Annotated in this window: 27 protein-coding genes; 21 read left to right on the top strand and 6 right to left on the bottom strand. The window is 66.3% G+C overall.

Annotated features, from left to right (window positions below; all coding sequences use genetic code 11):
- Positions 1–25: 25 nt before the first annotated feature.
- Positions 26–325, top strand: a complete 300-nt coding sequence (locus ABT375_RS11925; protein WP_056690643.1) for a DUF1153 domain-containing protein — start codon at positions 26–28, stop codon at positions 323–325.
- A 221-nt stretch (positions 326–546) separates the two neighbouring features.
- A complete protein-coding gene (locus ABT375_RS11930) occupies positions 547–801 on the top strand; it encodes a GlsB/YeaQ/YmgE family stress response membrane protein (RefSeq protein WP_224546418.1) in 255 nt (84 codons plus the stop codon).
- A gap of 60 nt (positions 802–861) precedes the next feature.
- On the opposite strand, the gene ABT375_RS11935 is transcribed toward ABT375_RS11930, so the two are convergent.
- A complete protein-coding gene (locus tag ABT375_RS11935; protein ID WP_261936675.1) occupies positions 862–1,110 on the bottom strand; it encodes a GlsB/YeaQ/YmgE family stress response membrane protein in 249 nt (82 codons plus the stop codon).
- Positions 1,111–1,352: 242 nt separating this feature from the next.
- Between ABT375_RS11935 and ABT375_RS11940 the strand changes: the two genes are divergently transcribed.
- The 3 genes from ABT375_RS11940 to ABT375_RS11950 all read left to right on the top strand — a co-directional run bounded on the left by ABT375_RS11940 (position 1,353) and on the right by ABT375_RS11950 (position 7,159).
- Positions 1,353–2,525 (top strand): efflux RND transporter periplasmic adaptor subunit, encoded by a 1,173-nt coding sequence (locus tag ABT375_RS11940; RefSeq protein ID WP_416462581.1) that lies wholly within the window; start codon positions 1,353–1,355, stop codon positions 2,523–2,525.
- A gap of 147 nt (positions 2,526–2,672) precedes the next feature.
- Positions 2,673–5,837: an efflux RND transporter permease subunit gene (locus ABT375_RS11945; protein ID WP_416462583.1), complete on the top strand. Its 3,165-nt coding sequence runs from the start codon at positions 2,673–2,675 to the stop codon at positions 5,835–5,837.
- Positions 5,838–5,893: 56 nt separating this feature from the next.
- The gene (locus ABT375_RS11950; RefSeq protein ID WP_416462585.1) at positions 5,894–7,159 is read left to right on the top strand and encodes a DUF445 domain-containing protein; all 1,266 of its coding nucleotides are present in this window, start codon (positions 5,894–5,896) and stop codon (positions 7,157–7,159) included.
- A gap of 124 nt (positions 7,160–7,283) precedes the next feature.
- Here ABT375_RS11950 and ABT375_RS11955 read toward each other — a convergent pair whose 3' ends face one another.
- Positions 7,284–7,868, bottom strand: coding sequence for a hypothetical protein (locus ABT375_RS11955; RefSeq protein ID WP_416462586.1), 585 nt, complete (start codon positions 7,866–7,868; stop codon positions 7,284–7,286).
- 214 nt (positions 7,869–8,082) lie between these two features.
- On the opposite strand from ABT375_RS11955, the gene ABT375_RS11960 reads away from it, so the two are divergent.
- The 7 genes from ABT375_RS11960 (at position 8,083) to ribH (ending at position 13,314) form a co-directional block, all read left to right on the top strand.
- Positions 8,083–8,787 (top strand): energy transducer TonB, encoded by a 705-nt coding sequence (locus ABT375_RS11960; RefSeq protein ID WP_261936674.1) that lies wholly within the window; start codon positions 8,083–8,085, stop codon positions 8,785–8,787.
- Positions 8,788–8,817: 30 nt separating this feature from the next.
- On the top strand, positions 8,818–9,216 hold the full coding sequence (locus tag ABT375_RS11965; RefSeq protein ID WP_261935938.1) for a hypothetical protein: 399 nt from the start codon (positions 8,818–8,820) through the stop codon (positions 9,214–9,216).
- A 48-nt stretch (positions 9,217–9,264) separates the two neighbouring features.
- Entirely contained in the window at positions 9,265–9,777 is a 513-nt protein-coding gene (locus ABT375_RS11970; protein WP_261935937.1) for a hypothetical protein, read from the top strand.
- Positions 9,774–10,781, top strand: coding sequence for a bifunctional diaminohydroxyphosphoribosylaminopyrimidine deaminase/5-amino-6-(5-phosphoribosylamino)uracil reductase RibD (gene ribD, locus ABT375_RS11975; RefSeq protein ID WP_261936673.1), 1,008 nt, complete (start codon positions 9,774–9,776; stop codon positions 10,779–10,781). The genes ABT375_RS11970 and ribD overlap by 4 nt, the downstream gene beginning before the upstream one ends.
- A gap of 132 nt (positions 10,782–10,913) precedes the next feature.
- On the top strand, positions 10,914–11,528 hold the full coding sequence (locus tag ABT375_RS11980; RefSeq protein ID WP_416462589.1) for a riboflavin synthase: 615 nt from the start codon (positions 10,914–10,916) through the stop codon (positions 11,526–11,528).
- 70 nt (positions 11,529–11,598) lie between these two features.
- On the top strand, positions 11,599–12,879 hold the full coding sequence (ribB, locus tag ABT375_RS11985; RefSeq protein ID WP_224546429.1) for a 3,4-dihydroxy-2-butanone-4-phosphate synthase: 1,281 nt from the start codon (positions 11,599–11,601) through the stop codon (positions 12,877–12,879).
- A gap of 12 nt (positions 12,880–12,891) precedes the next feature.
- Positions 12,892–13,314: a 6,7-dimethyl-8-ribityllumazine synthase gene (gene ribH, locus ABT375_RS11990; RefSeq protein WP_169572860.1), complete on the top strand. Its 423-nt coding sequence runs from the start codon at positions 12,892–12,894 to the stop codon at positions 13,312–13,314.
- A 57-nt stretch (positions 13,315–13,371) separates the two neighbouring features.
- On the opposite strand, the gene ABT375_RS11995 is transcribed toward ribH, so the two are convergent.
- On the bottom strand, positions 13,372–14,466 hold the full coding sequence (locus ABT375_RS11995; protein ID WP_416462591.1) for an alkene reductase: 1,095 nt from the start codon (positions 14,464–14,466) through the stop codon (positions 13,372–13,374).
- Between the two features lie 68 nt (positions 14,467–14,534).
- On the opposite strand from ABT375_RS11995, the gene ABT375_RS12000 reads away from it, so the two are divergent.
- The 5 genes from ABT375_RS12000 to ssb all read left to right on the top strand — a co-directional run bounded on the left by ABT375_RS12000 (position 14,535) and on the right by ssb (position 18,950).
- Positions 14,535–15,416 (top strand): DMT family transporter, encoded by an 882-nt coding sequence (locus ABT375_RS12000; protein ID WP_416462593.1) that lies wholly within the window; start codon positions 14,535–14,537, stop codon positions 15,414–15,416.
- A gap of 9 nt (positions 15,417–15,425) precedes the next feature.
- The gene (locus tag ABT375_RS12005) at positions 15,426–16,088 is read left to right on the top strand and encodes a COQ9 family protein (protein ID WP_416462595.1); all 663 of its coding nucleotides are present in this window, start codon (positions 15,426–15,428) and stop codon (positions 16,086–16,088) included.
- An 87-nt stretch (positions 16,089–16,175) separates the two neighbouring features.
- Positions 16,176–16,445 (top strand): FeoA family protein, encoded by a 270-nt coding sequence (locus tag ABT375_RS12010; protein ID WP_224546436.1) that lies wholly within the window; start codon positions 16,176–16,178, stop codon positions 16,443–16,445.
- A complete protein-coding gene (gene feoB / locus ABT375_RS12015) occupies positions 16,442–18,301 on the top strand; it encodes a ferrous iron transporter B (RefSeq protein ID WP_416462597.1) in 1,860 nt (619 codons plus the stop codon). The genes ABT375_RS12010 and feoB overlap by 4 nt, the downstream gene beginning before the upstream one ends.
- 67 nt (positions 18,302–18,368) lie before the next feature.
- Positions 18,369–18,950, top strand: a complete 582-nt coding sequence (ssb, locus tag ABT375_RS12020) for a single-stranded DNA-binding protein (protein WP_416462599.1) — start codon at positions 18,369–18,371, stop codon at positions 18,948–18,950.
- A 76-nt stretch (positions 18,951–19,026) separates the two neighbouring features.
- Here ssb and ABT375_RS12025 read toward each other — a convergent pair whose 3' ends face one another.
- The 3 genes from ABT375_RS12025 to ABT375_RS12035 all read right to left on the bottom strand — a co-directional run bounded on the left by ABT375_RS12025 (position 19,027) and on the right by ABT375_RS12035 (position 20,873).
- Positions 19,027–19,902 (bottom strand): UTP--glucose-1-phosphate uridylyltransferase, encoded by an 876-nt coding sequence (locus ABT375_RS12025; RefSeq protein ID WP_416462601.1) that lies wholly within the window; start codon positions 19,900–19,902, stop codon positions 19,027–19,029.
- A 169-nt stretch (positions 19,903–20,071) separates the two neighbouring features.
- On the bottom strand, positions 20,072–20,500 hold the full coding sequence (locus tag ABT375_RS12030; RefSeq protein ID WP_066607502.1) for a hypothetical protein: 429 nt from the start codon (positions 20,498–20,500) through the stop codon (positions 20,072–20,074).
- Between the two features lie 199 nt (positions 20,501–20,699).
- Positions 20,700–20,873, bottom strand: a complete 174-nt coding sequence (locus ABT375_RS12035) for a DUF1674 domain-containing protein (RefSeq protein WP_082679177.1) — start codon at positions 20,871–20,873, stop codon at positions 20,700–20,702.
- A gap of 88 nt (positions 20,874–20,961) precedes the next feature.
- On the opposite strand from ABT375_RS12035, the gene htpX reads away from it, so the two are divergent.
- Genes htpX through ABT375_RS12055 form a run of 4 tightly spaced genes read left to right on the top strand, consistent with a single transcriptional unit; the run spans position 20,962 to position 24,068 of the window.
- Positions 20,962–21,891 (top strand): zinc metalloprotease HtpX, encoded by a 930-nt coding sequence (gene htpX / locus ABT375_RS12040; protein WP_416462603.1) that lies wholly within the window; start codon positions 20,962–20,964, stop codon positions 21,889–21,891.
- 1 nt (position 21,892) lies between these two features.
- A complete protein-coding gene (locus ABT375_RS12045; protein ID WP_224546443.1) occupies positions 21,893–22,207 on the top strand; it encodes a hypothetical protein in 315 nt (104 codons plus the stop codon).
- 25 nt (positions 22,208–22,232) lie between these two features.
- Positions 22,233–23,525, top strand: coding sequence for an RsmB/NOP family class I SAM-dependent RNA methyltransferase (locus ABT375_RS12050; protein ID WP_224546444.1), 1,293 nt, complete (start codon positions 22,233–22,235; stop codon positions 23,523–23,525).
- Between the two features lie 51 nt (positions 23,526–23,576).
- The gene (locus ABT375_RS12055; RefSeq protein WP_224546445.1) at positions 23,577–24,068 is read left to right on the top strand and encodes a diguanylate cyclase; all 492 of its coding nucleotides are present in this window, start codon (positions 23,577–23,579) and stop codon (positions 24,066–24,068) included.
- Positions 24,069–24,126 lie beyond the last annotated feature (58 nt).

A 24,126-nucleotide genomic window follows, 5' to 3' on the forward strand; every position in this document is an offset into this window, starting at 1 on the left:
CCAGTGCCGCACTTTGAGGGTAAGAATGATCGAGAACCAGAAAATCAAGCCGGCTCAGGTCGTCGGGCCACTTGGGGAACCCCTGACCCTGGACAGCCTGCCGCCGGCCGACACCACACGCTGGGTGGTGCGGCGCAAGGCGGAAGTCGTCGCAGCGGTGAATGGAGGCCTGCTGAGCGTGGATGAAGCGTGCGCGCGCTACAATCTGACGCTGGAGGAATTTGCCGGCTGGCAGCGGGCGGTCGACCGGTCGGGCATGCATGGCCTGCGCGTCACCCGCATCCAATATTATAAGTCGCTCTACGAGCGTCAGCAGAAATACTGACCGGCGATCACGCTGTCAGGATGGAGCCAAAGGGCCGCCGGATGCAAATCCGGCGGCCCTTTGGCTCTGCGAGCGGGAAATCGACCGCCGGGGGCGTTCAAACGGCGCAAAGCCAAGATGGTTTCCAGTCCGGAATCATTTTTACACCCATGGAACGGGACGCTCTCTCCTCCGTTGAATGCAGAACCCAACCCGCTGGGGGCGTGGTCAAGGAGAGTAATATGGGCATCATCTTGTGGCTTATCGTCGGCGGCATCATCGGCTGGCTCGCCAGCATGGTCATGCGCACCGACGCACAGCAGGGCATCCTGCTTAACATCGTGGTCGGCATCGTCGGCGCCTTCATCGGCGGCCTGATCTTCAGCGGCGGATCGATCAACCAAGGGCTGACGCTGTACAGCTTCCTGGTGTCGCTGGTCGGCGCGATCATCCTGCTGGCGATCGTCAATCTGGTTCGCCGCGGGTCGATGCGTTAAACGCAAATCCCGCTCAACCAAAAGGGTCGCGCCACGGCGCGGCCCTTTTTTTGCGTCCACTCAGCGGCGCGCCGCGAAAAACCGGTAGAGCGCCAGCACCGCGATCGCGCCGACGATGGCGGCGACGAAGCCAGCGCGCTCGCCGGTCGCATAAAAGCCGGCAAGCCGACCGACGAACCCGGCCAACAACGCCCCGGCAATGCCCAGCAAGATGGTGACGACGCAGCCGCCCGGATCACGGCCGGGCATTATCAGCCGCGCGATAGCGCCTGCAAGCAGGCCGACCACGATCCATCCCAGCAAGTCCATGGCGCGCTCCTCGGCGGCGGGTGCCGCGCGGGCGATCATTGCGCCACAATCCTGAGCCTTTGGCAAGTCAATGTGGTCCAAGGGGAGGGATGACAACGACATATCGCCATTCCGGCCCTTTCCATCGCGCATAATCGCTTTGCCGTCCGCCTTTGAACCATGATATTGGGGGTTGAGAGCGGTGCTATATTCATATAACACAGTTGCCGAAATGGCGATGCGCCGGAGAGACGAGAAGCGGCATGAATTACGAAACCCAGCTGGTGGGCGACTCGATGGTCGTCATCGACGAAGATGAGGCGCGCCGGCGGCGCAAACGCCTGCTGCTGATCGGCGGCGGTGTGGCCGTTCTGCTGGTCGCCGCGGCCGCCTGGATATCGATGCGCGGCGACACCGCCGCCGCCCCCACCGCTCCTGCGGCGCAGGTGCCGGTCGTGACCGTGATCCGCCCCGGCCAGTCGGTCGTGTCGCGCACCGTGAGCGCGACGGGATCGCTCGCGGCGCGGATCGACATGCCGGTCGGCGTTGTCGGCGAAGGCGGCATGGTCACGCGGGTTTTGGTGCAACCGGGCGACTGGGTACGCGCTGGCCAGCCGCTGGCGATCATCGAACGGTCGGTCCAGGTGGAACAGGTGCGCTCGCTCGCCGCGCAGGTGGACGTGGCCCGCGCGGACGCCAAGCTCGCCCAGGCCCAGCTCGACCGCGCCAAGGCGCTGGTCAGTCGCGGCTTCATCAGCGCCGCCGACATCGATCAGCGCACCGCGACCCGCGATGCGGCGGTGGCGCGCGTGAACGTCGCCGCGGCGCAACTCGCCGAACAGCGCGCCCGCACCGGGCGGCTGGACATTCGCGCTCCGGCATCCGGCCTTGTCCTGACCCGCGCGGTCGAGCCGGGCCAGATCGTCCAGGCGGGCAGCGGCGTGCTCTTCCGTTTGGCCAAGGATGGCGAGATGGAGTTGCAGGCGCAGGTGGCCGAGGGTGATCTGGCGACGCTGCGTCCGGGCAACAGCGCGACCGTGACGCCGATCGGCCATAGCGACCAGTTCGCCGGGCGCGTGTGGCAGGTATCGCCGGTGGTCGATCCCCAGATGCGCCAGGGCATCGCCCGCATCGCCATCGCCTATAATCCGGCGATCCGGCCGGGCGGCTTCGCCTCCGCGACCATCACCAGCGGATCGGGCAGCGCCCCCCTGCTGCCCGAATCGGCGGTGCAGAGCGACGCCAAGGGCAGCTATGTCTATGTGGTCAACGCCAAGAATCAGGTCGAGCGCCGCAGCGTGAGCGTCGGCCAGGTGTCCGACGCCGGCGTTGCCGTGACCAGCGGCATCGACGGCACGGAAAGCATCGTCACCTCCGCCGGCGCTTTCCTGGCGCCGGGGCAGAAGGTGAAGCCGGAATTGTTGAAAGGCCGCTAGGAAACGGCGCGGCCGACGCCGGCCGCGCGCGTCCCCCGGACGGCAGAATGCGCGCCATGGACGCGCCGAACAGGTCGAAGGGACGCGCTGCTGCGTCCGGCACAGGTTGGACGGACGCGCCAGCGCGTCCGGTGAAGGAAGCCCGTCATGAATTTTCGTAACATTTCCGCATGGGCGATCCGCAACCCGGTGACGCCGCTGGTGCTGTTCGCCGCGTTGATGCTGGCGGGCATCGTCAGCTTCATGCGCATGGACGTCAACAACAACCCCGACATCAGCTTCCCGATGGTCAGCGTCACCGTATTACAGCCGGGCGCGGCGCCGACCGAGCTGGAGACGCAGGTCACCCAGCGGGTCGAGGCGGCGGTGCGCGGCATCAGCGGCGTCGACGAAATCACCTCCTTCGCGTCCGAAGGCCGGTCGCTGACCAATGTCCAGTTCCAGATCGGCACCCCGGTCGATCGCGCGGTCAACGACGTCAAGAACGCCGTCGACCAGATCCGCAGCGACTTGCCCGACGGCATTTTGGAACCGCAGGTCCAGCGCATCGACATCGATGGCGGCCCCATCGCCTATTTCAGCGCCGAGGCCACCGACATGACGCTGGAGGAACTGTCCTGGTATGTCGACAATACGGTCGCCAAGCGATTGCTGTCGGTCAGCGGCATGGCGGCGGTCAATCGCGGCGGCGGCGTCAGCCGCGAAATCCGCGTCATACTGGACCCGGCCAAGCTGCAGGCATTCGGCATCACCGCGGCGCAGGTAAACGCCCAGTTGCAACAGGTGAACCTGAACGCGGCAGGCGGTCGCACCGAAATCGCCGGCGCCGAACAGTCGATCCGCGTGCTGGGCAACGCCCGCAACGCCCGCGACCTGGGCGCGACCCAGATCGCGATCAGCGGCGGCCGCACGGTCAAGCTGGCCGACATTGCCGACGTGCGCGACATGTATGCCGAACAGCGCAACCTGTCGCTGATGAACGGGCGGCAGGTCACCAGCTTCAGCATGGAAAAGGCCAAGGGCTCTTCCGACGTCACCGTCTACGACAATGCGATGAAGGTGCTGGACAAGCTGAAGGTCGAAAATCCCAAGGTCCAGTTCAAGGAACTCTACACCAGCGTCGGCTATACCAAGGAACAATATCATTCGGCCATGGCCGCGATGATCGAGGGCGCGGTGCTGGCGGTCGTCATCGTCTTCCTGTTCCTGCGCGACTGGCGCGCGACGATGATTTCGGCGCTGGCGATCCCGCTGTCGGCGATCCCGACCTTCTGGTTCATGGAGATGATGGGCTTCACGCTGAACGGCATTTCGCTGCTGGCGCTCAGCCTGGTCGCGGGCGTGCTGGTCGACGACGCCATCGTGGAGATCGAGAATATCGTACGCCACATGCGCATGGGCAAATCCGCCTATCAGGCGTCGATCGACGCGGCGGACGAGATCGGCCTGGCCGTGCTGGCCACCACCATGGCGATCGTCGCGGTATTCCTGCCGGTTGCGCTGATGCCCGGCATATCGGGCCAGTTCTTCATCCAGTTCGGGATGACCGTGGTCGTGTCGGTGCTGATGAGCCTGGCGGTCGCCCGCCTCATCACGCCGATGATCGCCGCCTATTTCCTCAAAGCCCATGGCGAGGAAAGCCATGGCGAAGGCTGGATGATGGACCGCTATATGAGCGTGCTGCGCTGGTCGCTCGACGAGCGCCGGGCGATCGCCCATCGCGCGCGGGGTGGCTGGCGACGCTTCACCGGCATCTTGCTGGATCACAGGATGTGGACGGTGGGAATCGGCTTCCTGGCGTTCATCGCCACCATCGCCGCCTTCGCGACGCTGCCGATGACGTTCCAGCCGACCACCAACACCGATTTCAGCCAGGTGAAGATCGAAACGGTGCCGGGCAGCACGCTGGCGCAGACGACCGCCATCACCCGCAAGGTCGCGGACATGCTGGCGGCGGATAGCGACGTCGTGGAAGCCGCTTTCGCCGATATCGAGCCGACCACCGCCGACATCTTCCTGACGCTCAAGAAGACGCGACCGATCAGTTCGGTCGATTGGGAACGCAAGATCGCGCCGCAATTCCAGACCATCGCCGACGCGCGGGTCAATTTCCAGTCGCAGTCGGGCGGCGGCTTTGGCCGCGACATCATCATGATGTTCGGGTCGGACGACCCGGAAAAGCTGGAACGCACGGCCAACCAGCTCGTCGCGGAGATGGCGCGCATCCCAGAACTGCGCGCGCCGCGCGTGCAGGGCGACATGCAGCGGCCCGAAATCATCATCACGCCACGCCTCGACCTGGCCGCCAGCCTGGGCGTGACCACGGCCGCGCTCAGCCAGTCCATCCGCATCGCGACGATCGGCGACATCGACCAGAACAGCGCCAAATTCTCGCTGTCCGACCGTCAGATCCCCATCCGCGTGTCGATCGCCGAGGATAGTCGGAAGGATATCGCGACGATCCAGAACATGCCGGTGCCGACCGTCAGTGGCGGATCGGTGCCGCTCAAGGTCGTAGCCGACATCCATTTCGGCGCAGGGCCGACGCAGATCCGCCGCTACAACCAGATCCGCCGCATCGTCGTGGGCGCGGACCTGGCGCCGGGCATCGTCACCAGCCAGGCGACGCAAAAGATCAATGCACTGCCGCTGATGAAGGCGATCAATGAGGGCAAGATTCAGGGCGTCCAGAAGATCAATGCCGGCGACAGCAAGTTCCAGGCGGAAATGCTGACCAATTTCATGATCGCGGTCGCATCCGGCATTCTGCTGGTGCTGGCGGTGCTGGTGCTGCTGTACAAGCGGATCATGCCGCCCTTCGTCAACCTGGGCTCGTTGCTGCTCGCTCCGCTGGGCGGCGCGCTGGCGCTGCATATCGCCGGAGAACCCATTTCCATGCCGGTGCTGATTGGCCTGCTGATGCTGCTGGGTATCGTCGCCAAGAACTCGATCCTCGTCATCGACTTCGCACTGGAGGAGATGGAGAAGGGCGTGCCCAAGTTCGACGCCATCGTCGATGCCGGGCACAAGCGCGCCCAGCCGATCGTCATGACCACGGTTGCGATGGTCGCGGGCATGGTGCCGACTGCGCTCGCTTTGTCGGGCGACGGTGCCTGGCGCGCGCCGATGGGCATCACCGTGATCGGCGGCCTGCTGCTGTCGACGGTGCTGACGCTGGTGATCGTGCCGGCGACCTTCAGCCTGGCGGTCGGGATCGAAAGCTGGATCGGACCGCGGCTGGGCCGGGGCCTGCTGACCTACAAGGCGGGCGACGACAAGGACCGGCCGGGGCATCCGCACCCCGCCGAGTGAGGCCGGTAAAAGAAGGCTTTGCCTGAACGAAACGGCGGCGTAACCGTTGGACGGCCATGACGCTGCTTCGCATCCCCCGGCCCAAAGGCGAATTCGCACCGCACCCCGCGCGGCGGATGCGGCTGGTGGCGACGGGGATGCTGGTGGCGATGGCGGTGGTGTTCATCACCGCGCGCGCCACCGTCCACCTCCACCCCGCCATCGGCTTCGTCCAGGCCTTTGCCGAGGCGGCGATGGTCGGCGGGCTGGCCGACTGGTTTGCGGTCACCGCCCTGTTCCGGCACCCGATGGGCCTGCCCATCCCGCATACCGCCATCATCCCGCGCAACAAAGACCGGATCGGCGACACGCTGGCCCTGTTCCTGCGCGACAATTTCCTGACCCCCGCCGTCGTCGCGCGGCGGATGCGCGGCATGGACGTCGCCGCCGCCGCCGGCCGATTCCTGGCCAGTCCGTCCGAAGGCGACGGGCGATTGCGCGAGGGTGCGTCACGGCTGGTGGCCGACATATTGGAAGCGCTGGACCAGGAACGGCTGGGCGGCATGGTCAAGGGCGCGATCGGCCAGCGGCTGCGCGCGATCAACGTCGGCCCGCTGGCGGGGCAGGCGATCGAGGCGGCGATGCGCGACGGTCGCCATGCCCCGGTGATGGACGGCATCATCCATTGGGCCGACCGCACGCTGGAAGCGAACGAGCATCTGATCCGCCAGATGGTGCAGGAAAGGGCGGGCAAGGTGCTGCGCTGGACCGGTCTGGACGAGAATCTGGCCAACGCCATCCTGTCGGGCCTGCGCAAGATGCTGGCGGAGATGGCCGCCGATCCGGGCCACAGCCTGCGCCTGAAGGCGGAAGAAGGCATGGCCAAGCTGGCCTTCGACCTGCAGTTCGACCTGGAGATGCAGGCCAAGGTCGCCAAGATCCGCGACGAGATCGTCGATAATCCGGCGATGCAGCGTTGGATCGAGGGGATGTGGGAACAGGCGCGCGCCGGCCTGCTGCGCGCGGTGCGCGATCCGGGCAAGGCGATGGCAGGGCGACTGGGCGAAGCCCTGCGCCAGCTCGGCGGCACGTTGCAGCAGGAAGCGCGGTTGCGGCTGGTCATCAACCGCTTCGTACGTCGCGCCGCGGTGGGCGCGACCGCCACCTATGGCGACGCGATCGTGCGGCTGGTCAGCGACACGGTGCGCGGATGGGATGCGGGCACGGTCACCAGCCGGCTGGAAAATGCGGTCGGGCGCGACCTGCAATATATCCGCGTCAACGGCACGCTGGTCGGCGGGCTGGTCGGCCTGGCGATCCATACGGTCGATCGGTTTTTTTAGGAGGGCCGTACTGTCCTGGCATGCGCTTCGGCCGATGTGCCGGGGCGCGTCGGGCCAAACGACACGCCCCGGCGGAACCGGCCGCGCAGAGGAGAGAGAGGCGGCCGATTCCTGACTGGCAAACTCAGTCTTCGCGACGCGCCTCGCCACCGGGCGGCGGGGGCAGTTCGTCTGCGGTCAGCACGCCATCGCCGCTGCGGTCCTGATCGGCGAACAGGGCAAGCGCGGGGGCGAGAAATTCGGCGCGATCGATCTGGCCATCGTCATTGCTGTCCTCGGGCCAGGGCATGGCGCGGCCTGGCGGCGGCGGTGCCGCATCGGCGCGATCGCCGCGAGGCGGACGGCCACCGGGCGGCGGACCGCCTGCGCCACCAGGGCCTTCTCGACCACCACCGGGACCGCCATGCCTCTTGCCGGACCCGCCTTCTTTCCCGGTGCTGTCCTCTGCAGGGGCGCGCGCCTGCCGCTCATGGCCCAACATCCGCTGCATCGCCTGAACCGGCACCAGCCCGTCGCTGTCCTGGTCCATCAGGCCGAAGCGGCGCTCCATATAGGCGCGCATCTCGTCGCGGGTGATCCGGCCGTCGCCATCGGCATCGGCGGCCCAGGGACCGGTTTCGGGAGCAGCGGGCGGCTGCGCCGGAAGCGGCGCAGAGGCCAGAAGCGAGACAGCGAGCGAGACAGTAGAAAGGCAATGACGCAAAGGCATGGAGGCTCCTGGAAGCGGGATTCCCCTTCTCCTCGCACCTGCGCTTTGCCGCCATATGTCGCGATGCAGCGGCAATGTTGCAGACCGTAAAAAATGATGTTGCAACATATCATTAAATGATGTTGTATCATGTCATCGACGAAGACTGGTTCGGGCAAGAAGAGCCGGCATCGGCGAGAGGATGCGACAGACGAGGAGCGAGACGATGCGACTCATGACCCTATCGGCAATGGGACAGACTATAGCGAATCGGACGACGGACGCGGGCGGGCCATCGCGCTATGGCGCCGGGCGCAAATCGCCGCTGGGATTGGGCGGCACGGTGGCGGTCCATGCGCTGCTGATCGGCGCCTTCCTGTTGATTCCCAAGGAGGTGATCCAGTTCGTCACGCCCACGCCACCGATCATCACCTATCCGGTGACGGAAGATCCCCCGCCACCCGAACAGACGCCGGAATCGCAGGTCGATGCCAAGCTTCCGACCCAGCCCCAGCCGCAACGGCCCACCGCCACCGATCCCGAAATCATCCTGCCTAAGGGCGATCCGGTGGTTATCGGCAGCACCGACAGCGGGCTCGATCCGGTCAAGCCGATCATCCTGCCTCCGATCGATCCACCCCGCCCGCCGGTGCTGACCGAACCGGCGATCGATCCCCGCGCAATGGGCGCGTTCCAGCCCGACTATCCCGGCGCGATGATCCGGCAAGGGCTGGAAGGCACAGTGACGGTGCGCGTCACCATCAGCCCCGAGGGCCGCGTCACCGCGATCGAGAAAGTCTCCGCCACGGACGAGAGCTTCTGGGTGGCGACCCAGCGCCACGCCCTGCGCAAATGGCGCTTCCGCCCCGCGACCCGCGACGGCGTGGCGATCGGTTCGACCAAGATATTGACGGTGCGGTTCACCCTGACGGAGCGATAGGGGAAGGCCGCCGCGATAAGCCCATAGCTGGTGATGGGCCAGTACCGTAAAGGGGAAGATATGCGCTACCTTCTTCTTCCCCTTTCCTGCGCCGTGGCAGGCTGTGGAACGTCCACGGTGCCGGTCAGTGGCTATCTGGCGCAAGTCGGCCGCGTCGGCGTCTTCTCGGCCGATGCCCGGTTCACGGACTGGGCTATGGTCGAGGATGGGCCGGATACTTATCGGAACTTCGCAAGGAAAAGTTGGCAGGCGGGCGCGCAAGGTAGATGCGGCCTGTCGCTGTGGCGGATCGCTGGCACCGGCCAGCGAAAAGGACGCGGTGTCAAGCTTGTGACGATCACCGCCTTTTCCCGGATCGACCGGGATCAGGCAAACCAGATCGCGCGCAAATCCGCACACCCCACGCTTATGACCGTCGATTTCTGCTGAAAGCGACCTCTCGACATTACGCTTCTCCGCTCAATGAAGGGACGCATCATGGACCATTTTGCATCTGCGCCCGCCCTGTCCTATAAGGGCGGCATGGCGATCTTTCCCCGTCCCGTTTCCCCCAAAAATGCGCTTGGCGATTTCTGGGGCTATTTCAAGCAGCAGCGGCAGCATAAATGGCCGTTGCTGGGCGTGTCCGTTGCGCTGACCTATGTCATCATCTGGACGTTCGTGGTCGATGCGAACACCAACACGATGCCGACGCGCAACAAGATCATCTATGTCCAGAGCTGGGACGCGAACCGGTCCGACGCCGCGATCATCCTGCAGCAGAAGATCGACTTCGCCAAGCGGGAGGCCGCGCTGCAGAAGCAGCAGAAGAAGATGCAGGGCTTCGCCGACGCCTTCGGCATTGAATGGCGCGACGAGGAAGCCCGCAACACCGCCCGCCGGAAGGAAGCGGTCAAGCAGATCGACGCGCTGCTGGACGAGCGACTGGCCAAGGCCGAAGCGACCGAGAAGACGCCGATCGTTGCGCCGGCGGGAGCCGCCCGGCCCTGAACGACGCGTCCCCACACCCACAGGTAACGCCCGCTCAGGATCGGCGCTATATGAGCGCCGCCATCGCTCTGTCGGGGCGCGGGCGCGGCCTTTCCACCCCCAATCCCAATGTCGGCTGTCTGATCGTCCACGATGACAGGATCGTGGGGCGCGGCTGGACCCAGAAGGGCGGCCGCCCCCATGCCGAGGCGCAGGCGCTGGACCAGGCGATGGACCGGGCCGCCGGCGCGACCGCCTATGTGACGCTGGAGCCGTGTTTTCATCTGTCTCCGCGTGGGCCGCGCTGCGCCGACCTGATGGCGCGCGCCGGCATCGCCCGCATGGTAATCGCCCTGCGCGATCCCGATCCGCGCACCGACGGACAGGGTGCGGCCTGGCTGCGCGACCGGGGCGTCAAGGTGGAGATGGGCCTGATGGCGGACGACGCCGCGCGCGCCATGGCCGGTTTCGTGCTGCGCCAGACGCTGGGGCGGCCGCATGTTACGCTGAAGCTCGGCCTCTCGCTCGACGGGCGAATCGCGCTGGCGGACGGATCGAGCCGATGGATCACCGGGCCGGACGCGCGCGCCCATGCCCATATGGAGCGGGCGCGGCATGACGCCATATTGGTGGGCGGCGGCACCTTAAGGGCGGATGCCCCGAAGCTGGACGTACGGCTGGCGGGGCTGGAAGCGCGGTCGCCGCGCCGCGTGCTGATGAGCCGGGGCGATGCGCCGGATGGCTGGACGCGGATCGGCGCGCCGGAGGAGATTGCGGCGCTGGAGCGGGTCGATCATCTGCTGGTGGAGGGCGGGGCGGAGACGGCCGCCGCCTTCCTGCGCGCCGGGCTGGTCGACCGGCTGCTGCTCTATCGCGCGCCGATCGTCATCGGGTCGGGGCTGGCCGGGATCGGCGACATCGGGCTGTTCGATCTGGCCGATGCGCATGGCCGCTGGCGCATGACCGACAGCCGTGCGCTGGGGGTCGATCGGCTGGAGGTTTACGAGGCGGTTCGGAGCGCTTAGATCAGCCCCAAACTCACCCGTTCGGGCTGAGCGAAGTCGAAGCCTATCACTGAGCGAAGCGAAGTGGCCTCCCATGGTCGGCCGCACCCTTCGACTTCGCTCAGGGCGAACGGAAGATTGGATTGGGGCAACATGTTCACCGGCATCATCACCGACATCGGGACCATCCGCAGCCATGAACAGCGCGGCGACCTGCGACTCGTCATCGGCAGCGCCTATGATATGGACGGCGTCGCCATCGGCGCGTCGATCGCCTGTTCGGGTGCCTGCCTGACGGTGGTGGAAAAGGGTGTGGACTGGTTCGCGGTGGACCTGTCGGCCGAAACGGTCGCGCGCACCGCGCCCGGCCTGTGGGACGAGGGCGGCCGGCTGAATCTGGAACGAGCGCTCAAGGTCGGTGACGAACTGGGCGGGCATATCGTGACCGGCCATGTCGACGGCATCGGCCATCTGGTGTCGGCGGTACGCGAAGGCAATTCGACCCGGCTGACGATCAAGGCGCCCGCCGACCTCGCCGCCGCAATCGCCGCCAAGGGATCGATCACGCTGGACGGCATTTCGCTGACGGTCAACAGCGTCGACGACCAGGCCGACGGCAGCGTGCATTTCGGATTGAACATCATCCCGCACACCGCCGCCGCGACCACGCTGGATGCGCTGCCGGAGGATCGGACCTTCAATCTGGAGATCGACGTGCTGGCGCGGTATCTCGACCGGATGCAAAGCCTTCGCAACCGCAGCATGTGATTATAGCTTGAATTAATCACACTACAGTGTGATATGCGACGCCATCCCGCTTGTGGGAAGGAGTCGTTCCATGTCCTCTGCCCTTATCGATACCGTCCGCAATCTCGTCACCGACGGCGGCATGTCCCGTTCCGGTCTGGCGCGCGCCGCCGGGCTGCACGCCAATTCGCTGCGCAAGCTGGGCGAAAGCGACTGGAACCCGACTGCCGACACGCTGGGCAAGCTGGAATCCTACCTGCTCAAGCGCGAGGGCGGCACCGCGCTCGCCAGCCCGGAAGAAATCATCAACGAAGCCCGCAACGGCCGCATGTTCATCCTGGTCGACGACGAGGATCGCGAGAATGAGGGGGACCTGGTGATCCCCGCGCAGATGGCGACGCCCGACGCGATCAATTTCATGGCCACGCACGGCCGCGGCCTCATCTGCCTGGCGCTGACCAAGAGCCGGACCGAGGAACTGGGCCTGGACCTGATGAGCCGCAACAACGGCACCCGGCATGAAACCGCCTTCACCGTGTCGATCGAGGCGCGCGAAGGCGTGACGACCGGCATCAGCGCGGCCGACCGCGCCCGCACCGTGTCCGTGGCGATCGACGGGTCCAAGGGCAAGGTCGATATCGTCACGCCCGGCCATGTCTTCCCATTGATCGCCAAGGATGGCGGCGTGCTGGTGCGCACCGGCCATACCGAGGCGGCGGTGGACGTCGCGCGGCTGGCCGGCCTCAACCCGTCGGGCGTCATCTGCGAAGTGATGAAGGACGACGGCACGATGGCGCGTCTCGACGACCTCATCCCCTTCGCCCAGAAACACAAGATGAAGATCGGCACGATCCGCGACCTGATCGCCTATCGCCGCCGCCACGACCATATGATCGAGCGGCGCGCCGAAACCAGCTTCGACAGCCGCTGGGGCGGCGACTGGAAGGCGATCAGCTTCTATAACAAGGCGACCCAGACCGAGCAGCTGGTGCTGCAGAAGGGCCATGTCGATCCCGACAAGCCGACGCTGGTGCGGATGCATCAGATGTCGCCGCTGAGCGACACGTTCGGCAAGCTGGGCGCGCGCGCCGGCCTGCTGCCCCGATGCATGGAAATCATCGGTGAGGAAGGCGCGGGCATCATCGTCATCCTGCGCGGCGACGAACCCGACATGCTGACCCGGATGCTACAGCATAATGCCGGCATCGTGCAGGGCGACATGGATGAATTGCGCAACTATGGCGCGGGCGCGCAGATCCTGGCGGATCTGGGCGTGCACGACATGATCCTGCTGACCAACAGCCATCACAGCCTGATCGCGCTTGACGGCTATGACCTGGCCGTGGTTGGGCAACGTCCGATCGAGCTGTAAGGACATATCATCATGGCAAAATTCCTGATCGTCGAAGCTCGCTTCTACGACCATCTGAACGACCTGCTGATCGAAGGCGCCAAGGCCGCGCTGGACGAGGCCGGCCACAAATATGAGGTGGTGACGGTGCCGGGCGCGCTGGAAATCCCCGGCGCGATCGCGCTGGCGGCGGAAAGCGGCCGCTATGACGGCTTCGTCGCGATCGGCGTGGTGATCCGTGGCGAAACCTATCATTTCGAAGTGGTGTCGAACGAAAGCGCGCGCGGCCTGATGGCGCTGAGCATGGATGCGATCGCGATCGGCAACGGCATCCTGACGGTCGAGAATGAAGCGCAGGCGCTGACCCGCGCCAAGCCGACCGAAAAGGACAAGGGCGGCGAGGCGGCCAAGGCGGCGATCGCCATGCTGGCCCTGCGTGAACGCTTCGGCATGTGACAATGGAAAAGGGGACTCTTTGCGGAGCCCCCTTTTGCTTCGGCAGTCGATCGATGTTCAGGCGTCGGCCTTTTCCTCCGCCAGCGTCGGATAGTCGGTATAGCCTGCGGCGCCTGGACCGTACCAGGTCGTCATCGGCTGCAGCGGATTAAGTGGCGCGCCAAGGCGGAACCGCTCCACCAGGTCGGGATTGGCGAGCAATGGTCGCCCGAAGCTGATCGCATCGGCCAGGCCGCTGTCGAGGTCCGCCTGGGCGCGGTCGATGTCATAATCGCTGTTCAGGATCAGCGGCCCCTTGAAATGCCGGCGAATGAGCGGCGACTGGCGCGGCACGTCGGTCCGGCCGAAGGTGCCGTCCGGCCCCGGCTCCCGCAATTCCAGCGAGGCGATGCCGATCGCGTCCAGTACAGCGGCGGCATGGGCGAACAGACTGGCGGGGTCGCTGTCGTTCACGCCCTGGCTCTCGCCATTGGGGGACAGGCGCACCGATACCCGATCGGTGCCGATCGCATCCACCACCGCCTGGGTCACTTCCGCCAGCAGCCGCACGCGATTTTCGACGCCGCCGCCATATTGGTCGGTGCGGAAATTGGCGTTGTCGCGCAGGAACTGGTCGATCAGATAGCCGTTCGCGGCATGTATCTGGACCCCGTCGAACCCGGCAGCGATCGCGTTGTGCGCGGCGCGGACATAAGTGTCGATCAGGCCAGGAATTTCGTCCAGGCCGAGCGGCCGTGCGGTTTCGAACGGCTTCTTGCCCTCATAGCTATGCGCGTCGCCGGCGGTTGCAGTCGCGCTGGACGATACCGGCTGTTCGCCCGTCACGCTGCTATGAACCTGACGCCCCATATGCCAGAGCTGGACGATGATCCGTCCGCCCGCATCATGGACGGCTTGCGTCACCGGCCGCCATGCGGCAACCTGCTCGTCGGACCAGATGCCCGGCGCATAGGGCCAGCCCAGTCCCTGGCGCGAAATGCCGGTCGCTTCGCTGATGATCAGGCCCGCCGAGGCGCGCTGTCGATAATAGTCCACCATGATCGGGGTGGGCACATGGTCGCGGGTGGCGCGGCCGCGGGTCAGCGGGGCCATCAGGATGCGGTTGGGCGCATCGACGGCGCCGATCTGGACGGGATCGAACAGGGTCGTCATGAAATCTCCTCCATCATAGTTGCAATTTGCAACGGGACTTGATGCGTAAAGCCAGCTAGGGAGCCGGCATGTCGAGTTCAACCCCCGTCGCGCGGATCGATATGCCGCGCCTCGCCTTTCCGGCGCTGGTGCTGGCCAATCTGATTTTGCCGCTGGGTCCGGTGCTGGTGCGCCTGTCCGATGTCGGACCGGTGGCGGCGGCCTTCTGGCGGCTCGCGCTGGCCCTGCCCTTCCTGCTGCTGCTGGCGCGACCAGGCATCCGGCGCACGCCGCCGACGCGGGGCGAATGGATGGCTTTGGTGCTGGCGGGCCTGGTCTTCGCCGCCGACCTCGCCGCCTGGCATGTCGGCATTCTCTATACCAAGGTCGCCAATGCCACGATCTTCGGCAATATGAGCGGGCTGTTCCTGCCCGCCTGGGGCATGCTGGTGCTGCGCCAGAAACCCCGCGGCCTGCAAGCGGCCGCGCTGGCGCTGGCGGGCGCCGGGGCGCTGGTCATGATGGGCGGCAGCTATGAGCTGTCGATCGGCAATCTGAAAGGCGACCTGCTCTGCCTGGTCGCAGGCATCCTCTACACCGCCTATCTGCTGATCGTGCAGCGGGTGCGCGGGCGGCTGGACAGCTGGTCGGTGCTGACGGTGTCGAGCGTGGTGAGCGCGCCGGCGCTGCTGCTATGCGCGCTGGCGCTGGGTGAAAAGGTGATGCCGGGCGACTGGACGCCGTTGATTGTGCTGGCGCTGTCGAGCCAGCTGATCGGCCAGGGGCTGCTGACCTATGCGATCGGCTGGTTCTCCCCGCTGGTGCTGGGCGTCAGCCTGCTGCTGCAGCCGGCGGTCGCGGCGGCGCTGGGCTGGCTGCTGTTTGGCGAATGGCTCAGCCCGATCGACATGGTCGGCACGGCGGCGGTCGCGGCGGCGCTGGTGCTTGTGCGCCTGCCGTCGCGGGCCTAGATACGCTTTATGAGCGAAACATCGGACCGCACCCTCGACGAAATCCGCGCGCTTCTGGCTCCGGCCCTGCCGCGCCACGCCGCCTTCGATGGCTGGCGGCCTCCGGCGGTGGCGATGGCCGCGGCGGAACAGGGCATCGATGCGGACATCGCCGCCCTCGCCTTCGCCGATGGCGCGATCGACATGATCGACGCCTGGTTCGCCAGCATCGATGCGCGCATGGTCGAGGCGCTGCCGGCAGATGCGCTGGCGGCGCTGTCGATCCGCAAAAAGATAATGGCGCTGGTCGAAGCGCGACTGGCGCTGCTGGCGCCCGATCGGGAGGCGCTGCGCCGCGCGATCGCGATCCTGGCGCTGCCGACCAACGCGGTCCGCACTGGAAAACTGGGCTGGCGCGCGGCCGACGTCATGTGGCGCGCGGCGGGCGATAGCGCCACCGATCTGGCCCATTACAGCAAGCGCACGACCTTGACCGCCGTCTATGCCGCCACCCTGCTGGTGTTCGTGGATGACGAGAGCGAGGACCATGCGGACAGCCGCGCCTTCCTGGCCCGCCGGATCGAGGATGTGATGCGCTTCGAAAAGTTCAAGGCGAAGGTCAAGGGCGCGGGCGGTGGCGAGCGGCTGAGCCTGTCGCGCTTCATCGGCCGGCTGCGTTATCCCGCGGTGTGATCTGCCGTGGCCGCAGGCGATTCGCGCTGGTCATTTGGTAAAGGTATTGATAGTCACTCGCAGAAATAGCCTGCGAGTATCATCCCCTTGCGTTTGACCGACCTGCCGTTGCGCCAGCCCGCCTATGTCGACCTGATCGACTGGTCCGCCATCACCCCGTCCGAAGGCCAGCGCCTGCGCGAATTCGGTCTGTGCGAAGGGGCGAGCGTGGAGGCGCTGCACCATGGCGGCATGATCCTGAAAGGCCCGATCGCCTGCCGCATCGGCCGCATGACCATCGCCATGCGGCGCAGCCATGCCGCCGCGGTGACGGTACGCACCGGACCGGAGGCTATTGGGCCGGAGAAGGCCGCATGAGCGCGCTGCCGCTCGTCGCGCTGGTCGGCAATCCGAATGCCGGCAAGAGCGCGCTGTTCAACGCCCTGACCGGCGCCCGGCAAAAACTGGGCAATTATCCCGGCGTCACGGTCGAGCGCAAGGCGGGGCGGCTGGCCCTGCCCGACGGTCGCCCGGTCGAACTGGTCGACCTGCCCGGCACCTACAGCCTCGACCCCAACAGCCCGGACGAACAGGTCACGCGCGACGTCGTGATGGGCAAGCAGGCGGGCGAAAAGCGGCCCGATGCGCTGGTGGTCGTGGTCGACGCCGCCAATCTCGACAATCATCTGCGCTTCACGCTGGAATTGCTGGCGCTCGGCCTGCCGACCGTCGTCGCCCTGAACATGGTCGACCTTGCCACCCGCGACGGGCTGGAACTGGACGCCACCGTGCTGTCGCGCGAACTGGGCGTGCCGGTGATATCGACCGTGGCGGTGCGCAAGCGTGGTCTCGACCATCTGCGCCAGGAATTGGAAGGGGTGCTGAACGGCGCGCCGCCGACCTATCCGACCGGACCCGAACGGGGCTTCGACGCGGTGCGCAAGGAGGCCGGCCGCATCGCCCGCGCCGCCATCGTGCGCGAAACGCCCTCGCGCCGGCTGACCGCCGCAGTCGACCGGGTGGCGCTGCATCCCGTTTTCGGGCTGCTGCTGCTGCTCGGCCTGTTGTTCGTCATGTTCCAGGCCGTCTATAGCTGGTCCGAAGCGCCGATCGCGATGATCGAGGGCGTGGCCGAAGCCATGGCCAATATGGTGCGCGGCGCCCTGCCCGACGGCATCTTCCGCTCCTTCCTGGTCGATGGCGTCATCAACGGCGTCGGATCGGTGGTGGTGTTCCTGCCGCAGATCCTGATCCTCTTCTTCTTCATCCTGATGCTGGAAGCGACCGGCTATATGGTCCGCGCCGCCTTCCTGATGGACGGCTTGATGGCCAGGGTCGGCCTGTCCGGCCGCGCCTTCATCCCGCTCTTGTCCTCCTTCGCCTGCGCCATTCCCGGCATCATGGCGACGCGGACCATCGCCGACCCCAGGGACCGGCTGACCACGATCCTGATCGCGCCGCTGATGACCTGTTCGGCGCGACTGCCGGTCTATGCCGTCATCATCGGCGCCTTCATCCCCGCGCGCGACGTGTTTCCGGGCGTCGGCCTGCAGGGCTTCGTCCTCTTCTGCCTCTATCTCGCCGGTATCGTCGGCGCGATGCTGGTGGCGCTGGTGCTTCGCCTCACCGTGACCAAGGGCGCAAGCGGCGGCTTCCTGATGGAAATGCCCAAATATCAATGGCCCCGGCCGCAGGATATCCTGCTTGGCCTGTGGCAGCGCGCGGTGATCTTCCTCAAGCGCGCCGGCACGATCATCTTCACCTCGACCGTGATCCTGTGGCTGCTCCTGAGCTTCCCGCGCGTGCCCGACGGCGATCCCACCAGCCAGGTCGACCATTCGATCGCCGGCCGGATCGCCAGCGGCCTCAACGTCATACTGGAGCCGATCGGCTTCAACCGCGACATTTCGCTGGCGCTGATCCCGGCGATGGCAGCGCGCGAGGTCGCGGTGTCGGCGCTGGCCACCGTCTATTCGATCGACGCGGGCGATGACGAGGCGCTGCTGGAACGGAGTCTCGGCGACCGGCTGAAGGACCAGTGGCCGCTGCCCACCGCGCTCGCCTTCCTCGCCTGGTTCATCTTCGCGCCCCAGTGCATATCCACCATCGCCGTGACCCGGCGCGAGACGAACGGCTGGAAATGGCCGTTGTTCATGGTCGGCTATCTATTCGCGCTGGCCTATGTCGCAGCGGGCATAACCTACTGGACCGCGACGGCGTTGGGTTTGGGATAGCTTCTTCCGCCTAGACGGCGAAAGCGGCGAGTCTATAAGAGCGGCTTTATAAGCTTTCGGAGGAATCATGGCAGGGTCTGTCAACAAGGTCATTCTGGTCGGCAATCTGGGCGCCGACCCGGAGGTCAAGAGCTTCCAGAATGGCGGCAAGATATGCAATCTGCGCATTGCGACGTCCGAAAGCTGGAAGGACCGCATGACCGGGGAGCGCAAGGAGCGCACCGAATGGCATAATGTCGTGATCAACGGCGAAGGCTTGGTCGGCGTGGCCGAGCGCTTCCTGCGCAAGGGCAGCAAAATCTATGTCGAGGGCCAGTTGCGTACCCGCAAATGGCAGGACCAGTCGGGCAACGACCGCTACACGACCGAGGTGGCGCTGTCGGGTCCGGGCGCGGTGCTGACCATGCTGGACGGCGCGCCGGGCGGCAGCCAGGGCGGCGGTGGCCGGTCGCAGCAGGGCGTGAGCGACTGGCAGGGCGGGTCGAGCGGCTTTGGCGGCGGCGACTATGACGATTTCGGCGGCGGCGCCGGTGGTGGCCAGGGCGGCGGCTTTGGTGGCGGACGCTCGCAGGGCGGCGGCGCGGCTGGCGGCGGCCGGGCGGGCAGCCCCAATTTCGACAATGATCTGGACGATGAAGTGCCGTTCTGAGCGCATCGCCTATAGCCATGAAAAAGGGCGGCTTCCCATGGGAAGCCGCCCTTTTTCATGGCCTGTCCTGCGTCGGTCAGCGCGCCAGTTCTTCCGTCGCGAAGGCGCGGATATGCGCGCCCAGATCGTCCCGCTCCAGCGCCAGCGCCAGATTGGCCTCGATATAGCCCGCCTTCGACCCGCAGTCGAAGCGGCGGCCGTCGAAGGTCACGCCGTGGAAGGGCTGGCTGCCGATCAGCGACGCCATCGCATCGGTCAGCTGGATTTCGCCGCCCGCGCCCTTTTCCTGCGTTTCCAGGATCTTCATGACTTCGGGCTGGAGGATATAGCGGCCCGGCAGGATCAGGTTGGACGGCGCAGTACCCAGCTTGGGCTTTTCGACCAGGCCCTTCACCTCGGTCAGCACGCCGTCGCGCGCGCCCGGATCGATCACGCCATAGCTGGGCGTCTGGTCCATCGGGATTTCCAGCGCGCAGACCAGATTGCCGCCGACCTTGTCATAGGCGTCGACCATCTGCTTCATGCACCCCTGTCCCGGCGCGCCCTTCATAAATTCATCGGGCAGCAGGATGGCGAAGGGTTCGTCGCCGATGATGTCGCGCGCCACCCATATGGCGTGGCCCAGACCCAGCGATTCCTGCTGGCGCAGGAACACCGCATTGCCCGGATCGAGCCGCGTCCCTTCCAGCGCCGACAGATCCTTGCCGCGCTCGCGCTGCAACGTCTCGCATTCGAAGGCGATGTCGAAATAATCCTCGATCGCGCCCTTGCCGCGACCGGTCACGAAGATGAACTGCTCGATCCCCGCTTCGCGCGCCTCGTCCACCGCATATTGGATCAGCGGGCGATCGACCACCGGCAACAATTCCTTTGGCACCGCCTTGGTGGCGGGCAGGAAGCGCGTGCCAAGGCCGGCGACAGGAAAAACGGCTTTACGAATCGGCTTGGTCAAGTTGGAATCCCCTTCACGCGGACGCGATCGGGCCTTGGATTGCCGCCCGTGCAAAAAAGGTCAAGCGTCGCGCGCGCGTTAGCATATTCTAGCGTCGGCGGAACGGCCGAAGACGCAAAAAACTAAGATGGAAGGGGCCGCGACCGATCAAGGCCGACCGGTCACCGCCCTATACGGCGAGAAGACGGCTGGCGACACCTTCCAGCGCCGCGATTTCGCCATCGAGATGGTCTAACGCGACGTGCTGGATATTGTTGCGGCTGTCGCGACAGGTGAAACCGCCTGATTCGGGCTGATGAAAACCCTGGATGATGAGCGCGCGGAAGCGATCGATCCGCTGCATGTCGCGCTCGATCGCGGAAATCTCGGTCAGCGCGCTGGCGTTGCGCCGGTCGCGCATCGCCACCATCGTGCGCAATTCGGTCATCAGCTTGGCCATGCTTGGCCGGGTTCGGGCGCCCACGGTGCGCACGTCACCCATGGCGTCGCGCAACAGCCCGATCTTCGCCTCCAGACTCTGCTCCAACATCGTCCAGGCGCACACCAGCCGCCCGACCGCGCAGAGCAGCGCCGCATCTTCCGGCGCATAATCCGACACCGCCCGCACATTCACGTCAGAAACCAATTGCACGCCCACGCCCCAATATCTCCTCTTGGCCCAAGGCTTCAGGCTTTGAGCGGGAAAAGGCCAGAGCGGGGCGCTTGGCTCCCCGCAGCGGCGGCACGGGCCGTCGGCAGCCGTGCAAAATCGGCGGCGAGCCGAGACGGGCCAGCAGGATCAAGGATTTAGAACCAACTCAGAAATCGATCGCGATGCCCTTCCGTTCCCAATCGCCATAACGGACCGGACTCATCGCCTCGTCATGGGGCGTGGGCTGGTCCAGCGGATCGGGCTGCGGCACCGGCGGGCTTTTGGAGAGGTGCGCGGGCGGCTTCACATGTGCGGGGCGCTTGCCGTTGAAGGTTCCCATGGTGGCGGCCTTTCGATTGCGAAGGGGCGACATCACCCCCATATTCAGGACTGACAGGCTATCTGGGCCGACAAGGAGGCAAGTGCAAGTGAATGGCATGAAGACGACCATGCTGCTGGCGACGCTGACCGCGCTGTTCATGGCGCTGGGCTATACGCTGGGCGGCAGCGGCGGGGCGGTGATCGCGCTGCTGGCGGCGGCGGGCATGAATCTCTTCACCTTCTGGAACGCCGACAAGATCGTGCTGCGGATGCATGACGCGCGCGAGGTCGATGCGCAAAGCGCCCCCGATTTCTACAATCTGGTGCGTGACCTGGCGCAGCGGGCGCAACTTCCCATGCCGCGCGTCTATATCATCGACCAGGACGCGCCCAACGCCTTCGCAACCGGGCGCAACCCGCAAAACGCCGCCGTCGCCGCCACCAGCGGTCTGCTGGCGACGTTGAGCCGCGACGAGGTGGCGGGCGTTATGGCGCATGAACTGGGCCATGTGCAGAATCGCGACACCCTCATCATGACGATGGTCGCGACGATCGCGGGCGCGATATCGATGCTGGCCAATTTCGGCCTGTTCTTCCGCGGCGGCGACCGGGAAAGCGGCCATGCCAATATGATCGCCAGCCTGATGGCGGTGGTCGTCGCTCCCTTCGCCGCGATGATCGTGCAGATGGCGATCAGCCGCACCCGCGAATATGGCGCCGACCGGGCCGGAGCGGAAATCAGTGGCGATCCCCATGCCCTCGCCTCCGCCCTCGCCAAGATTGCCGGGCAGGCGCAACGCATCCCCAATCCGGTGGCGGAGCGCAATCCGGCCGCGGCGCAGCTTTATATCGTGCCGACCCATGTCAGCGAACTCTTCTCCACCCACCCTGCCACGGAAAAACGCATCGCCGCGCTGCAGGATATGGCGGCGGAGATGGGCGCGCCCGCGATGACGCCCGCGCCGCGCGCCTCCGCGCTTTCCCCGATAGCGCCGCCCCCACGCCGCCGCAGCGCGCTCGACCCGCACGGGCGCTAATATGGTCGACGAAATCGGCGAGGTCGTCGTCGATGTGGCGGGCGCGGTCCTGCGCCATGCCGGTGGCTTTGTCGTCGATCTGACCGTCGATCATGTCTTTTCCCGTCACACCGCACGCTTCTTCCATGGCGTGGGCCGGCGGCTGATCGCGGTGGTGACGGTCGGGCGCTGCCGCATTCCTTCCTCGCTGCGAACCGTGCCCAAGGGCGTGTCCGCACGCCCGCGCCGGTCGGACTGGCTGGCGCTCTGGGTCGGCATATTGTCCTGGATCGCGCTGTTCCTGGGGCTGGGCTTTGGCGTCTCCCATTTTCTTTGATGGCGAAAGCGCGTAGGGGCCGCCCATGTCCCGCCGTCCCGCAATCCGCCCCGAAGATGTCCCCGGCCTGCCCGCCCGCCGCGCGGCGCTCAAGCTGCTCGATGCGGTGCTACGCCGGGGCGATCCGCTGGAACTGGCGCTGCATGGCGCGGCGCAGGGCTTGCCGCCTGCCGATCGCGCGCTGGTCCATGCGATCGCGGCCGAAACGCTGCGGCACCTGCCCGATCTCGACGCGCTGATCGACGGCGCGACCAAGCAGATTTTGCCGCCTGATGCGAAGGCGCGGATGGTGCTGCGCATCGCGCTCGTCCAGACGCTGGTGCTCGACACCCCGGCCCATGCCGCCATCGCCACGGCGCTGCCGCTGGTCGATGGCGGGCCGCGCAAGCTGGTCCATGGCGTGTTCGGCACGGTGACGCGCGGCGACCCCGCCCTGCCCTCGCCCCCGACCCTGCCCGCGCAGGTCGCCGAACGCTGGAGCGCTCAATGGGGCGAGGCTATGCCGCAGGCCGCCGCCCACGCCTATGCGATCCGGCCGCCGGTCGACATCAGCCTGCGCGATCCGGCCGAGACAGCGACATGGACAGCCCAACTCAATGGCACGTCCTTCGCCCCCGGCCATGTGCGCCTGTCCGAAAGCGCGGCCATACCCGCCTTGCCCGGCTTCGCGGAAGGCGCCTGGTGGGTGCAGGATATCGCCGCCGCCTGCGCCGCGCGCCTGCTGGGGCCGGGCGACGACCGTGCCGTGCTGGACCTGTGCGCCGCGCCGGGCGGCAAGACGATGCAGCTGGCCGCGGCCGGCTGGCGCGTTACCGCGATCGACCAGTCAAAGAAGCGGCTGGAGCGGCTGACCGAAAATCTCGCGCGCACCAGCCTGACCGCCGAGGTTACGACCGCCGATCTGCGGACATGGGAGCCGGATGCACCGGTGGACGCGATCCTGCTCGACGCGCCCTGCACCGCGACCGGCATCTATCGCCGCCATCCCGACGTGCTGCACCGCATCGGCCCGCGCCAGATTGCGGAGATGGCCGAGGTGCAGGGCGCACTGCTCGCCCGCGCCGCCGACTGGCTGAAGCCGGGCGGCCGGCTCATCTACGCCACCTGTTCGCTGGAGCGGGCCGAGGGCGAAGAACAGGTCGAACGCTTCCTGGCCGCCCGTCCCGACTGGATGCTGCTGCCGGTCGAACCCGGCGAAACGCCCGAGGGCATCGCGCCTGCGGAGCAGGGCTGGTTGCGGACATTGCCGGACACGCTGGCAGCCGAGGGCGGCACGGACGGATTTTTCATCGCGAGGCTTGCAAAGAAGGCGAACTAAGCCTTAACCATGAGGAGCTTAGAGAGGATTTTCCCGCGTTAAAGGTGCCCTGTGCGTCCGATCGAGCCTCTTCCTCTGAATCATAGCTGGCCGCTCTACGACCTGCGGGAACATCTTGCGCCGGTGCTGCTCGATTCCAGCATCGCCCGCAACGATGCGGCGCTGGCGGAACGCGGGCTTGGGTTGTGGCATTGCAACCTGGCCGACAACGCACTGAGCTGGACCGCCGGAGTCTATGACATATTCGGGCTGGAACGGGACAGTGCGGTCTCGCGTCCCCTGTCCGTCTCACTCTATGCCCCGGAATCGCGCGACGCGATGGAGCGGTTGCGCGCCTACGCCATCCGCCACAAGCGCGGCTTCACCCTCGACGTCGATATCAACCAGATCGACGGCGCGGGCCAATGCGCCATGCGACTGATCGCCGCGCCGGTGCTGGACGATGACGGGATCGTGGTCGGACTGCATGGCGTCAAGCAGTTGCTGCCCCGCGGCGCGCCCGCATCCCAACGGCTGGACCCCACGATTTTCGTAATGCTCTGACGGGCAGCGGATGCCTGCCGGAAACAATCGCGAATCGCCTGCAAATGTCCGTTGCCCT

The sequence above is a fragment of the Sphingomonas sp. VDB2 genome (genome assembly GCF_047946695.1).
GTDB lineage: Bacteria > Pseudomonadota > Alphaproteobacteria > Sphingomonadales > Sphingomonadaceae > Sphingobium > Sphingobium bisphenolicum.

Coding starts and splice junctions, on each gene's coding strand:
- ABT375_RS11960 (WP_261936674.1), top strand. CDS start 8,083: ATGACCCTATCGGCAATGGGACAGACTATAGCGAATCGGACGACGGAC.
- ABT375_RS11970 (WP_261935937.1), top strand. CDS start 9,265: ATGGACCATTTTGCATCTGCGCCCGCCCTGTCCTATAAGGGCGGCATG.
- ssb (WP_416462599.1), top strand. CDS start 18,369: ATGGCAGGGTCTGTCAACAAGGTCATTCTGGTCGGCAATCTGGGCGCC.
- ABT375_RS11955 (WP_416462586.1), bottom strand. CDS start 7,868: ATGCCTTTGCGTCATTGCCTTTCTACTGTCTCGCTCGCTGTCTCGCTT.
- ABT375_RS12050 (WP_224546444.1), top strand. CDS start 22,233: ATGTCCCGCCGTCCCGCAATCCGCCCCGAAGATGTCCCCGGCCTGCCC.
- ABT375_RS11950 (WP_416462585.1), top strand. CDS start 5,894: ATGACGCTGCTTCGCATCCCCCGGCCCAAAGGCGAATTCGCACCGCAC.
- ABT375_RS11925 (WP_056690643.1), top strand. CDS start 26: ATGATCGAGAACCAGAAAATCAAGCCGGCTCAGGTCGTCGGGCCACTT.
- ABT375_RS11930 (WP_224546418.1), top strand. CDS start 547: ATGGGCATCATCTTGTGGCTTATCGTCGGCGGCATCATCGGCTGGCTC.
- ribB (WP_224546429.1), top strand. CDS start 11,599: ATGTCCTCTGCCCTTATCGATACCGTCCGCAATCTCGTCACCGACGGC.
- ABT375_RS12045 (WP_224546443.1), top strand. CDS start 21,893: ATGGTCGACGAAATCGGCGAGGTCGTCGTCGATGTGGCGGGCGCGGTC.
- ABT375_RS11980 (WP_416462589.1), top strand. CDS start 10,914: ATGTTCACCGGCATCATCACCGACATCGGGACCATCCGCAGCCATGAA.
- ABT375_RS11935 (WP_261936675.1), bottom strand. CDS start 1,110: ATGGACTTGCTGGGATGGATCGTGGTCGGCCTGCTTGCAGGCGCTATC.
- ABT375_RS12035 (WP_082679177.1), bottom strand. CDS start 20,873: ATGGGAACCTTCAACGGCAAGCGCCCCGCACATGTGAAGCCGCCCGCG.
- feoB (WP_416462597.1), top strand. CDS start 16,442: ATGAGCGCGCTGCCGCTCGTCGCGCTGGTCGGCAATCCGAATGCCGGC.
- ABT375_RS11995 (WP_416462591.1), bottom strand. CDS start 14,466: ATGACGACCCTGTTCGATCCCGTCCAGATCGGCGCCGTCGATGCGCCC.
- ribH (WP_169572860.1), top strand. CDS start 12,892: ATGGCAAAATTCCTGATCGTCGAAGCTCGCTTCTACGACCATCTGAAC.
- ABT375_RS12005 (WP_416462595.1), top strand. CDS start 15,426: ATGAGCGAAACATCGGACCGCACCCTCGACGAAATCCGCGCGCTTCTG.
- ABT375_RS12000 (WP_416462593.1), top strand. CDS start 14,535: ATGTCGAGTTCAACCCCCGTCGCGCGGATCGATATGCCGCGCCTCGCC.
- ABT375_RS11945 (WP_416462583.1), top strand. CDS start 2,673: ATGAATTTTCGTAACATTTCCGCATGGGCGATCCGCAACCCGGTGACG.
- ABT375_RS11940 (WP_416462581.1), top strand. CDS start 1,353: ATGAATTACGAAACCCAGCTGGTGGGCGACTCGATGGTCGTCATCGAC.